This window comes from Brassicibacter thermophilus, from assembly GCF_055378355.1.
Genome location: NZ_AP042446.1, coordinates 1,305,483 through 1,317,953, shown reverse-complemented (window position 1 = coordinate 1,317,953; position 12,471 = coordinate 1,305,483). Strand labels below are relative to the sequence as shown.

11 protein-coding genes are annotated in these 12,471 nt (G+C 30.4%); 1 reads left to right on the top strand and 10 read right to left on the bottom strand.

The window, feature by feature from the left end:
• Nucleotides 1-21: 21 nt before the first annotated feature.
• The 8 genes from ACZ41D_RS06185 to ACZ41D_RS06150 form a co-directional block, all read right to left on the bottom strand.
• Nucleotides 22-1,170 carry an amidohydrolase family protein gene (locus ACZ41D_RS06185; RefSeq protein WP_464153031.1) on the bottom strand — a complete coding sequence of 383 codons (1,149 nt, stop codon included), beginning with the start codon at nucleotides 1,168-1,170 and terminating at the stop codon, nucleotides 22-24.
• 32 nt (nucleotides 1,171-1,202) lie between these two features.
• Complete coding sequence (locus tag ACZ41D_RS06180; protein ID WP_464153030.1) at nucleotides 1,203-2,342, bottom strand: amidohydrolase; 1,140 nt, start codon at nucleotides 2,340-2,342, stop codon at nucleotides 1,203-1,205.
• Nucleotides 2,343-2,362: 20 nt separating this feature from the next.
• A complete protein-coding gene (locus ACZ41D_RS06175) occupies nucleotides 2,363-3,616 on the bottom strand; it encodes an ArgE/DapE family deacylase (RefSeq protein WP_464153029.1) in 1,254 nt (417 codons plus the stop codon).
• A 40-nt stretch (nucleotides 3,617-3,656) separates the two neighbouring features.
• The gene (locus tag ACZ41D_RS06170; protein WP_464153028.1) at nucleotides 3,657-4,625 is read right to left on the bottom strand and encodes an ABC transporter ATP-binding protein; all 969 of its coding nucleotides are present in this window, start codon (nucleotides 4,623-4,625) and stop codon (nucleotides 3,657-3,659) included.
• Nucleotide 4,626: 1 nt separating this feature from the next.
• A complete protein-coding gene (locus tag ACZ41D_RS06165) occupies nucleotides 4,627-5,631 on the bottom strand; it encodes an ABC transporter ATP-binding protein (RefSeq protein WP_464153027.1) in 1,005 nt (334 codons plus the stop codon).
• A 27-nt stretch (nucleotides 5,632-5,658) separates the two neighbouring features.
• Nucleotides 5,659-6,573, bottom strand: coding sequence for an ABC transporter permease (locus ACZ41D_RS06160; RefSeq protein ID WP_464153026.1), 915 nt, complete (start codon nucleotides 6,571-6,573; stop codon nucleotides 5,659-5,661).
• A complete protein-coding gene (locus ACZ41D_RS06155; RefSeq protein ID WP_464153025.1) occupies nucleotides 6,573-7,535 on the bottom strand; it encodes an ABC transporter permease in 963 nt (320 codons plus the stop codon). Before ACZ41D_RS06155 ends, ACZ41D_RS06160 begins: the two co-directional genes overlap by 1 nt.
• Before the next feature lie 114 nt (nucleotides 7,536-7,649).
• A complete protein-coding gene (locus tag ACZ41D_RS06150) occupies nucleotides 7,650-8,810 on the bottom strand; it encodes an ABC transporter substrate-binding protein (RefSeq protein ID WP_464153024.1) in 1,161 nt (386 codons plus the stop codon).
• Between the two features lie 137 nt (nucleotides 8,811-8,947).
• Here ACZ41D_RS06150 and ACZ41D_RS06145 point away from each other — a divergent pair, with 137 nt between their 5' ends.
• Nucleotides 8,948-10,429 carry an ISLre2 family transposase gene (locus ACZ41D_RS06145; protein WP_464150702.1) on the top strand — a complete coding sequence of 494 codons (1,482 nt, stop codon included), beginning with the start codon at nucleotides 8,948-8,950 and terminating at the stop codon, nucleotides 10,427-10,429.
• A gap of 308 nt (nucleotides 10,430-10,737) precedes the next feature.
• Here ACZ41D_RS06145 and ACZ41D_RS06140 read toward each other — a convergent pair whose 3' ends face one another.
• Together ACZ41D_RS06140 and ACZ41D_RS06135 are read right to left on the bottom strand one after the other, a co-directional pair.
• Nucleotides 10,738-11,250: an ABC transporter substrate-binding protein gene (locus ACZ41D_RS06140; protein ID WP_464153023.1), complete on the bottom strand. Its 513-nt coding sequence runs from the start codon at nucleotides 11,248-11,250 to the stop codon at nucleotides 10,738-10,740.
• A 65-nt stretch (nucleotides 11,251-11,315) separates the two neighbouring features.
• On the bottom strand, nucleotides 11,316-12,356 hold the full coding sequence (locus ACZ41D_RS06135) for a DUF1177 domain-containing protein (protein WP_464153022.1): 1,041 nt from the start codon (nucleotides 12,354-12,356) through the stop codon (nucleotides 11,316-11,318).
• Between the last annotated feature and the right edge of the window lie 115 nt (nucleotides 12,357-12,471).

Here is a 12,471-nt window from a genome sequence, read left to right as displayed (position 1 = left end):
TCACCTCTATATAATAATCGATTATAATTTATTATATACGATAGAACCATTAATTATTGTTAATAACACTTTAGTACTTGTTTTCAATGGATCTCCATTAAATACGACAATATCTGCATCTTTTCCGACTTCCAAACTTCCAACTCTATTTTCTATTCCTAATATTTTAGCAGGATTTATTGTAATTGCTTTTAATGCCTCTAAATAGTTTAACCCATTTTTAACTGCTATCGCAGCACACATAGGGAGCAACTGAATTGGTATTTCTGGATGATTTGTTATTAAACAAAACATTACATCCTTTTGAGAAAAAATACTAGGAGCTTCATCATTTCTATTAGTTAACTCATAGCTTGACTTGTCCGTTAAATATGGTCCCAACATAAGAGGTATTCCGTCCTTTGCAATTTGGTCAGCAATCATATATCCCTCAGTACAATAATCTATAATAACATTTAGTTTATACTCTTTCCCTAATCTTATAGCACTTTGGATATCCTGAACTTTATGTGATGAAATTTCTAGTGGAATTTCTTTATTAAAAACCGCTCTCATTTCCTCATATTTCTTGTTATAATTTTGGGGTCTTATTTTATATCTAGATTTTTCTTCTAAATATTTTTTAGCTTCATCGAAAAAACCCCTTATTATATCCATTATAGCCATTCTTGATCTTGGCATCTTCGGGTTCTTATCATTTAAATTTTTACAACTATCACCGATACACATCTTTAAAGTTGCATCTTTCTTGATTATCATTTCCTCTAGAGAATTCCCATAAGTCTTTAATATTGATGATTTACCACCTATTATGTTTTTATCACCTTGGCATATAGAAATAGTAGTAACTCCTGACTGATAAGCCTCTTTAAATGATATATCTCTTATATTTATTCCATCAGCAGCAGAAAGATTAGAGTTAATTATCTCATTACTTTCATCCATATCATTCCCAGCAAACCCTATACCATTTTCTATTAACCCTACATGGCAATGTCCGTCTATAAGTCCAGGCATTACAATATTGTTTTTTAAGTCAATTATATCAGATTCAGGACAGTCTATAGCCTTTTCTATCTTTCTTATCTTATTGCCTTCTATCAAGATATCACCATATACAACTTTTCTCTCATCCATAGTGAAAATCTTGCCATTTTTTAAAACTAGCATCATGTTTTCCTCCATTCAAAATCTTGTAATATTTAACTTTTATATACAATTGTTCCATTAATAATCGTCATAACAACATTAGTTAATGATTCTAAAGGTTCATTATCAAAAATCACTAAATCAGCATCTTTTCCTTCTTCTATGCTTCCAACTCTATCATCGATATTTAAAGCTTTTGCAGGATTTATTGTTAGTGATTTTAATGCTTCCTGATGACTAAAGCCATATTTACTTAATAATCCAGCATACAAAGGTAAATATTTACAATTAGTAAATGGGTGGTCAGATATTAAAGATACAAGCATTCCATTTTTAGATAATATCTTTGCACATTCAGGAGATGCATTCTTTAATTCATCTTTACTTCTAAATGAAAAAAGCGGTCCTATCATAATAGGATAATTTTTATCTTTCAAGATATCTTTTACTAAATAACCTTCAGTACAATGTTCCAAAGTTAATTTCAAATTGAATTTTTCAGCTATCCTTATAGCAGTTAAAATATCGTCAGCTCTATGTGCATGAATTTTTAACGGTATTTCTCCTTCAAATACTGGAATAAAGGCTTCAAGTTCAACATCATAATTTATTTTATCGCCCTTCTTTTTTGCCATAAAATACATATGAGCTTTAGTTAATAGTTCTTCTATGAGAGATGATGTAGACATTCTACTACTTGGACTTTTCCCTTGAATACTATATACATTCTTAGGATTCTCTCCAAAAGCTATTTTCATAGCTGCATGGCTTTTTATAATCATATCATCAACATCTTTACCCCAAGTTTTAATAATTGCTCCTTGACCTCCTACTGCATTTCCACTCCCAGGGCAAACCATAACTGTAGTTATACCTGATGAATATGCATCTCTAAATGCAGGATCAAATGGATTAACAGCATCAATAGCTTTCATAGTAGGAGTTATAGGTTTAACACATTCATTTGCATCATTGCCTTTATCAGTAAATGTCCACATTCCAATATGTGAATGAGCGTCAATAAATCCCGGGCATATAATTTTTTCTTTTACATCTATAACCTCTATTTTAGAATCGTGAATATCTATATTACATCCCACTTTTAATATTTTTTGTCCACTAATAAGTATGTCTTTATATATATATCTAGCAGTATAACAATCAAATATAGCTCCATTTTTTAAAAGTATCATTATAAATACTCCTTTCTGCATTAATCATCAACAAGCATGTCTACAATAATTCCTGCATATATTTTAGCTGAGTTAATCACATCTTTTATATCTACAGTTTCATTGTACGAATGTATTCCTTCAGTATTAGCAGGCCCATATTGGATTGTTGGAATGCCAGCATATCGAAAATACCTAGCATCACTAGAAGCCCACTGATAAGTAGCTGATATATCAATACCTAAAACATCTTTTGCATTTCTTTTAACTGCTTTCACTATATCACTATTTATAGATACATTATTAGGTTCAGATCTCCAGCTATAGGTATATGTTATCCCTTCAAAAGGTAACCCATTAATTATTTTATCAATAGCATCTATAACTATTTGGGTACTTACTCCAAGAGGAATTCTTATATCAACATCAGCCTCTGCTGTATCAGGAACCATATTAGTTTTTGTACCTCCATTAATTCTACCTATATTTACCGTTACATGATCAATAATATTTTCTACTCCTATTTTATTTAAAGACTCTTTAGCTACAATTTTTGATTCTTTTATAACTTTTTCTACTTCACCTTCATATTCTCCGTGCAATCCCGTAAGACATTTAATTTCATCTAATACTTTAATAAGTTTAACAATTGCATTATCTCCTACATATGGCGAAAGGCTACCATGAGCAGATACACCTTCAGCTTTAAACTTAACCCATAAAGTTCCTTTTTGACCTACTTCACAATTATCATAACCTGTTGGTTCAGCAACTACACATGCATCTCCAGACACTATACCATTTTCTACAATCCATTTTGTTCCTAATTCCCCACTTATTTCTTCATCAGGTACAATTGTCAAAAATAATTTACCATCTAAAGGTATATTTAATTCTGCTAAAAGGCACATAACAAAAATTGCACTACCTAGTCCAGCCTTCATATCGCTTGTTCCTCTTCCAAGAATTTTACCATCTTTTACATCCCCGCAATAAGGATTAAAATCCCACTTAGATAGGTCTCCTGCAGGAACTACATCTGCATGTCCATTAAATATAAGCTTCTTACCATTGTCTTTTCCATATTCAGCTACAATATTAGGTTTATTTGGCTTAGGCCTGTATACTTTATTTTCAACTCCATGTTCATTAAAGTATGTACATATAAAATTAGTTATAGTTTCCATTTCTCCAGGAGGATTCTCTGTAGGTATCTTTACTAACTCGCAACATAAATCAATAAGTTCTTTTTTTCTTTTATCTATTTCTTTCCAAATATTTTTTTTTATAGACATTCTCATACACTCCTTAAAATTTATACTTTCTCATCACCTATCATTTATATAAATAACAAGCAACTTTATGATTATTATCTACATCCTCTAATTTAGGACTTACTTCTATACATTCTGGCTTTGAGTAAGGGCACCTATTATTAAAACGGCAACCTTTTGGAGGATTTAATGGGCTAGGAACTTCTCCTTTTAATGTAATTCTATCTATCTTTACAGTAGGATCCTCAGTAGGAATGGCTGAAAACAATGCCTTTGTATATGGATGTAATGGATTTTTATATATTTCATGAGATTCACCCATTTCAACTATTTTCCCAAGATACATTATTGCAATTTCATCACTTAAATATTTTACTACACTTAAATCATGTGATATAAATAAATAAGTCAATTCAAATTTTTCCTGCAATTCTTTAAGTAGATTTAATACTTGAGCTTGTACAGAAACATCTAAAGCAGAAGTTGGCTCATCACATATTAATACTTTAGGATCCAACATTAATGCTCTAGCAATATTAATTCTCTGTCTTTGCCCTCCGCTAAATTCATGAGGATATCTATTCATAAAATAATAATTTAGACCAACAGTTTCTAATAATTTTTTTGCTTTTTCCATTCTTTCACTTGAAGTTCCAATATTATGGATTTGTAAAGGTTCTTGAACAATATAACTAATTCTTTTTTTTGGATCTAATGAAGAATATGGATCTTGAAATATCATTTGTACATTTCTTCTAAATGTTTTCATCCTTTTCTGATTAAATCTAGTAATTTCTTCACCATTGAACTTTATTGATCCATCAGTAGCTTTTGTTAAGCCCATGATTGTCTTACCTACGGTAGATTTTCCACAACCAGATTCTCCTATCAATCCTAAGGTTTTTCCTTTTCGTATATCAAATGATATCCCATCTACGGCCTTTAAATATCGTTTTTTATCAAAAAGCTTATTACCTTTAACTATAAAATATTTTTTTAACTCCTCTACTTCTAATATTGCTTTAGTCATATTACTTCGCCCCCTTTCTAACAAGTTGGCTACCTTTTGTTTGAAAATGACATGCCACAAAATGATTTTCTTCTACTTCAATTAATTCAGGCTCATTTTTTTTGCAATATTCCTTAGCATAGGGGCATCTGCTAGCAAAATTACATCCCACACCTGTAGTTCTCAAATCAGGCGGATTACCTTTAATTGTATTCAATGGTTCATTTTTTATACTATTTCTCTTAGGAATAGAATCTAATAATCCCCATGTATATGGATGTTTAGGATTTTTATATAGATTTATTGTATCAGTGTATTCGACAGTTTTACCTGCATACATAACCATAACATAATCTGCAATTTCCCATATAACTCCTATATCATGAGTAATTATTAATATTGAAGTGTTAAACTGCTTCTGAAGATTTTTCATTAAATCTAATACTTGAGCTTGAATAGTAACATCCAAGGCAGTTGTAGGTTCATCAGCAATAAGTAATTTAGGATTGCATACTATAGCCATGGCTATCATAACACGTTGTCTCATACCACCAGAAAACTCATAAGGATAACTATCATATCTTGACTCTGCATCTGGTATGCCAACCAGTTTTAGTGAATCAATGGCAAGTTTTTTTGCCTCCTTTTTTGGTATATCTCTATGTGCTAGTATCGCCTCTTTAATCTGAGAACCAATAGTAAAAACAGGATTTAATGCAGTCATTGGATCTTGAAAAATCATCGCTATATCTTTTCCTCTTAAATCCAAAAGTTCATTTTTTGACATCTCTAATATATTCTTATCTTCAAAAATAATTTCACCATCAACTATTTTACCAGGAGGTTGCGGTATTAATCTCATTATTGAAGAAGCTGTTACGCTCTTTCCTGAACCAGATTCACCTACTATGCCTAATGTTTTACCTTTATCAAGTGTAAAACTTACACCATCTACAGCTTTTACTACTCCTGATGCAGTATAAAAATATGTTTTTAAATTTTTAACTGTTAGTAATCTATCAAACAATCTTGCCACCACCCTGTTTTAAAATAATTATCTGTTAAGTTTAGGATCTAAAGCATCTCTTACGCCATCACCGAAAAGGTTAAATCCAATTACTGTAATTAATATTGCAACACCAGAAAAAGTTGCAATATGCGGTGCAGATAATAAATAATCCTTTCCAGACTTTAATATATTCCCCCATGAAGGAGTTGGAGGTTGTATCCCAAGACCAAGAAAGCTTAAACCGGCTTCAGATAAAATAGTACCTGCAATATTTAATGTAGCATTTACAATTATTGGTGATGCAATATTAGGTATAATATGATCTTTTATAATTTTAAAATTAGATGCTCCTAATGCCTTTATAACTTGACAATAATCTTCTTCCTTTACTATTAGCACCTGACCTCTAACTATTCTAGCATAATAAGGTATATTAGCTATTCCTATAGCAAATATAACATTTTGCATCCCGCTTCCAAGAACGGTCATCATGATTATTGCTAAAAGAATAAAAGGGAAAGCAAACATACCGTCCATAATTCTCATTATTACTGTATCAATTTTACCACCCTTATATCCTGATATTAATCCAATTACAATACCAATTATTGCTCCAAAAGCTGTTGCACAAAGACCTACAATAATTGAAATCCTAGAGCCATATATTATTCGACTCAATATATCTCTTCCATATTCATCTGTACCGAAAATATGACCTTCAGTTCCGGGTTTCAAGCATAATTTTGTAAGGTCAATTTGTTCTGGATTATATGGAGCAAGGAGAGGAGCAAAAATAGCTGTGATAATGACAATAATAATTATTACAAAACCGACAACAGCAGTTTTATTCCTTAATAACTTTTTAATAAAACTGTTTGCTTTAGCTTCTTTTTTCATAATTTCTAAATCTTTTTTTTCTTGTTCGACAATATCATATTTTTTTTCTTGCACACTCATCATTATTCACCACCTTCTATTCCTTGAAGTGAAGCTTTTACTTTAGGATTTAAAAGTCCATATCCAATATCTACTATCAAGTTGACAAACATATATATAAACGCCAAATATATAACGCTTCCTTGGACTAATGTGTAATCTCTATTTTGAATAGAATCAACTATAAGCTTTCCTAATCCTGGCCAACTAAAAATTGTTTCTGTAAGAACTGCTCCAGACAATGCCGCAGAAAACCTCATTCCCACAATTGTTATTATAGGTGGTAAGGCATTTTTAAAAGCATGTTTCCATACTACTATATTTTCTTTTAACCCTTTTGCTCTTGCAGTTTTCACGTAATCTTCTTTTATAATATCTAACATACTAGAACGCGTAAAACGTGCAAAAACTGCCGTCGGACCAGTTGCCAAACATATAGAAGGTAGTATTAAATGTTTAACTGCATCAACAAATCCTCCATAACCCATGCCAACAGAAGGAAGCCATCGTAAATTTACGCTAAATAACAAAACGAGCATCATACCAAGCCAAAATATTGGCATAGAAATACCTATCAAAGCAATAACCATGGATATATAATCAAAAGCAGAATACTGCTTTGTAGCAGAAATAACTCCTACAGGAATTCCCACTATTAAACCAATTATTATACTTGTTAGTGCCAAAATTAATGTGTTTGGAAAATGTTCAGCAATAAGCTTCATTACAGATTCATTATAATAATAAGACTTACCTAAATCACCTTTTAAGATATCTTTCAAATAATATCCAAATTGTTTAATTATACTATCATTTAATCCTAACTCTTCACGAAGTTCATTAATAGCTTCAACTGTTGCTTGTGGACCTAACATAACCGCAGCTGGATCTCCAGGTATTATACGTGTGATAACAAAAACTATAAATACAACAACAAATAAAGTCGGTATAATCTGTAAAATTCTTTTTAATATAAATCTTAACAATTTTATTTCACCTCTAATCTTTTAAATAAAATTTAAGTTAATATTATTAAAAACCCTATAAATTTATAGGGTTTTTAATTTTATATTTATTGAAGGGGAAATTAATAGCAAATATTATTCAGACAGCCAAACATTAACTTCTGGGTTAGTTATAAAAATACTTCCATCTGCGCCACGTTCAAATCCATGAACTTTTTTATTATAACCATCAACAATTTTTCCATTAGCAAAATTTAATCTTCCATAATTTTCAGTAATAATTTTTAAAGCTTTTTTGTAAATCTCAGCTCTTTTTTCAATATTTGCAGTTTCCGATACAGCCTTATTAAGCAATTCATCGACTTCAGGATTGCTATAACCTTGTCCATTTCCTAGAGATCCAATTTGATCACTATGGAACATTTGGTACAAGAAGAAATCTGGATCTGGGTACCATGTCCAAGACATCTTATATAATGGTGCTTCACCTTTAGAAACTATATCACTGAATGTTCCCCATTCAAGCAAATGAATATTTACATCAATATTCAAGTTTTGTTTTAAATAACTTTGAATAATTACTGCTTCCTTGTCACTACCAGAAACATAAATATCTGTTTCAAACCCATCTTCATATCCTGCTTCCTTCATTAATTCCTTCGCTCTTTCAGGGTCATACTTCGGAACTAATTCTTCTAAAGATTCATCATAACCCCATGACCCTGGTGGTAATGCTAAATATGCCCTTTGAGCCTCCCCATAAGGATAAAGTGCTTTAACCATTGCATCAACATCTATTGCTGAAATAATTGCTTCTCTGACCCTTTTATCTTTAGTAGGCCCATTATCTAAATCCATTGACATATAAATTACCTTTAATGCAGGTTTTTCGCTTAGCACTAAATTATCATCATTCTTTACTACTTCAATGCTTTCACCTCTTAAATCAGTAGCAACATCTATCTCACCAGTTCTTAATGCATTTGTCATCATATTTACATCACTAATAAATTTAAATGTAACTCCATCAAGATGTGGTCTTTCACCCCAATAATTATCTGATCTTTCGAGGATTATACTATCTCCTTTTCTCCATTCCTTTAAAGCAAATGGTCCAGTTCCAACTAAATGTCTACCAAAATCATCTCCCCATCCTTCTACTTCTTCTTTAGGTACTATTACATTACCTGGGTCAGTTAATACTGTTAAAAATGTAGCACTAGGCTCTTTTAGATGAGCTATTATCTCTGTATCAGAAACAACTTCAACATAATCAAGCATTCTTAGCCTTTTCATTACAGAATCTTTCTTAGAGTATAATTTTAGTAGGCAAAAACAACAAAAATGAAAAAGATGCCCGAAAGCACCTTTAACATATATGAATCATCCAATATAATAGTAATTAATAAGAAAACTATAAAAGGGATGATTACATGTATAATATAAGTTTAGATGAAAAAGAAATTAATTTCAAGAACTTAGAGAAAATTATATATAAGCTTGTATGCCGACAGGCATGTGAAATGCTCGTAGAGCTATTAGAAAAATTAGATAATAAATTAATGAAAGAAAGAGATAAAGAAGAATATAGAAATAAAGGATTAAAGAAAACTACCATAAAAACAATAATGGGCGAAATTGAATATAAACGTAGAATATATCAATATACTACACAAGAGGGTAAAAGAGGTTACAAATGCCTTTTAGATGAATACTTAAAAATGGAAACCATAGGACATATATCTACAAATCTAGTAGAAAAAATAGTAGATCTAGCAACAGATGAATCATATAGAAAAACAGCAAATAAAATAACAGAAATGACAAACCAAAGTATAAGTCATTCAGCAGCTTGGAACATAATACAAAACTTAGGAGAACAACTAAAACAAAAAGAAAAACACGAAATAAAATTAAACAACGAAGAAAAATTACAAGGCAAAAAAGAAACAAAAATATTGTTTGAAGAAATGGATGGAGTGTGGATAAATATCCAAGGTAAAGATAAAAAGACTAAGGGAAAAGAGAAAAAAGAACTAAAATTAGGAATTTTTTATGAAGGCTGGGAGAAGAAGCATGAGAAAAAAGATAGATATGTACTAAAGAACAAAAAAGCATATGCAAGCTTTGGAAGTAGTAAAGAATTTAGAAAACTAAGACAAGCCAAAATAGCGAAACAATATAATACTGACGAAATAGAAACAAAAATAGTAAATGGAGATGGAGCAAACTGGATAAAAGAAGTTATAAAAGAAGACAATTCACACTTTCAATTAGATCCATTTCATAGAAATCAAGCAGTACTTAAGAACATAGAAGATAAGAAAAAGGCAAAAGAAATAATAAAGAAACTAAGCAATGGTAACATAGAAGAAGGATTAGAAATGATAACAAAACTAATGATAGAAAACAATGATAATCAAAAGAAAATGAAGAAATTACAGGCACTATATAATTACCTAGTAAACAACAAAGAAGGGATAGTGCTCTACAAACTTCGCCCAGACATAAATATGCCGCAACCACCAGAAGGAATTAAATATAGAAATCTAGGAACAATGGAACATAGCATATGTGATATATTAGCACAAAGGATGAAAGGGAATAAAACAAGTTGGTCAATACAAGGAGCCAGTAACTTAGCCAAGATACTAGCAGAAAAAGCAAGCAAAGAATTAGCAACAACAATAAAATCACTACTGAACAAAGAAATAAAAGAAGAAAAGCTTGAAGAAATAATAGAAAAAGTAGGATTAACAGCAGCAGAAGTAAATAAAAAGCCAAAGAAAAGCAAGATATACAAACACAAAAGAGCAAGCATGCCATTTAGTCAATGTTCAGTAACTAACGGAAGAAAAGCCATAAAGGACATGTTAGGTTGCAAATGTGCAAGTCAAATGAACCTAAGTTTTTAATATCTAATATATTATATAACTTAAAAGAATAAGCTAACATACGATACCTATGCTCTAATATAAGCCTAAAAAAATACAACATAATAGAGCATTAATACTGATGAATAAATAGAATTAGACCTAAAAATAGGGCTCTCAGACTTATTGTTATTCTATAATCATAAGTCTAGTATTATAGAATAACAATTTTGAAATCATTGTAAAGTATATGTAAATTTATTTTTAAAATTGTAGAAAGTATAAATAGAATACTCTTGCCCTATCGGGCATAAAAACATAATTAAAACAGCAAAATTGGATGATTAAATTTAAAAATAATAATTTTGCCAACTTTTACTTGACAGTATCGAATCTTTTGCAGATCTCTCTAGACTATATTTAACATCTTCTGCAGTCATTTTTCTACCATCTTGGTATTTACCTTTTTGAAAATAAACATCGTCTCTAAGTGTAAATCTATATTCCTTCAAATCATCTGATATTTCCCATTCAGTTGCTAGTCCTGGTATAATTTCATTTAAAAATTTATTGTAATAAACTAAATTATCACAAATACTGTGAATAACATTTCCTTCATAAATACCAGTATATTTTACTGGATCTATTGTTTTTGGAACTGCAGCTAAAGCAACTGTAAGCATTCCTCCATCTTTTGAGTTATTTGAGTCACTTTGATTAGAAGTATTTTCTTCTTGATTGTTGCTAACTGTATTATCCTCTTGATTTTGGTCTTTGTCACCACATCCCGTTAATATAAGAGAAAATAACATAACAACAATCAAAAATAGTGTTAATATTTTATATTTCATTTTATATTTCATTATATATTTCCCTCCTTATTTTTAATAAATTCCCCTTCAATAACAAGTTAAAATTTAATTTTTAGCTATTTACCTTTTGTTTGAAATCTTTTATTATCACCATAAAGTTTTAATAATACCTCAAATTCTTCTTTGTCATAAAAACTACACTTACCTTCCCCAAAATCTTTTGCAACCTCAATAGCAAATCTTCCTGCTGCTTCAACATCTTCTGAATGAGTTGCCCCAGTAGCACAACCAGCAACTGATACTTCTGTAGTTATTGCAACTCCAACAACAGGAGCTGATGTAGCAGTAGCAGGTTGAAGTATACTATTTAAATGATATAATCCATTTCCGTAAGGAGTAATATCCTGTTGGGAAATTGGGAATACCTTTGGAAGTTTTCCAGTTACTCTTTTCATAATATTTGTTAAATCGTGGCTAACCTTTAAAATATAACCTTCTTTAACAGTTGGTGATATGGAAAATCCATTATAATTCATAATTTCATTCCCTTTAGTCGTATCTATAGATATTACTGCATCCATTTCCTCTGAAACTTCAAGATTATTCATAGTTTCCATATCAACTGGTGAATCCATAAAATAAACAGGAAAATGCTCCTGTGTTGGTGCATTTGGGCAAATATGAGTTGCAACAATTACATCTCCTTCAAGTAAATCTCCATTATTATTCATTTCAACAAGTTTTAAGCCTGCAGCCAATGCAGCTAATGCTCCGTCACCATCTGAAACAAATCCATTTTTCTCAGGGCGCGCACCCAAGCCTCCTAATCTTCCAATTATTCCAAGTGTAGGGGCATTTCCTTTATTACTCTTACCATTTTTACCTTTTATCAATATCCTGATAAAATCAGTACTTCCTTTTTGCCCTTTAACAGTGTTTACAGTTATTTCACAATTCCCTCTTTTTTTAAAGTATTCAGATATTTCATGCCCATTTGCATTTGGTTTATCTAAAAGATCGAAAATTTCTATTATTTGCTTTAAAATCATTTTTCTTCCTCCTAATATTATTAAAATAATATAAATATTAAAAAGATTAGCATCTAATTTTTTTATGGTTAATAAATATTTATTATATATTTCCTTTAAATTCTTCATTTTATGAGCTTTTCCTTTGTATAAATGAATATAAAATTATACCTATTAATGTGCATAATGTACATTAATAGGTATAATTATTTCTATTTTTTATAATTAATTACTAAATATACTA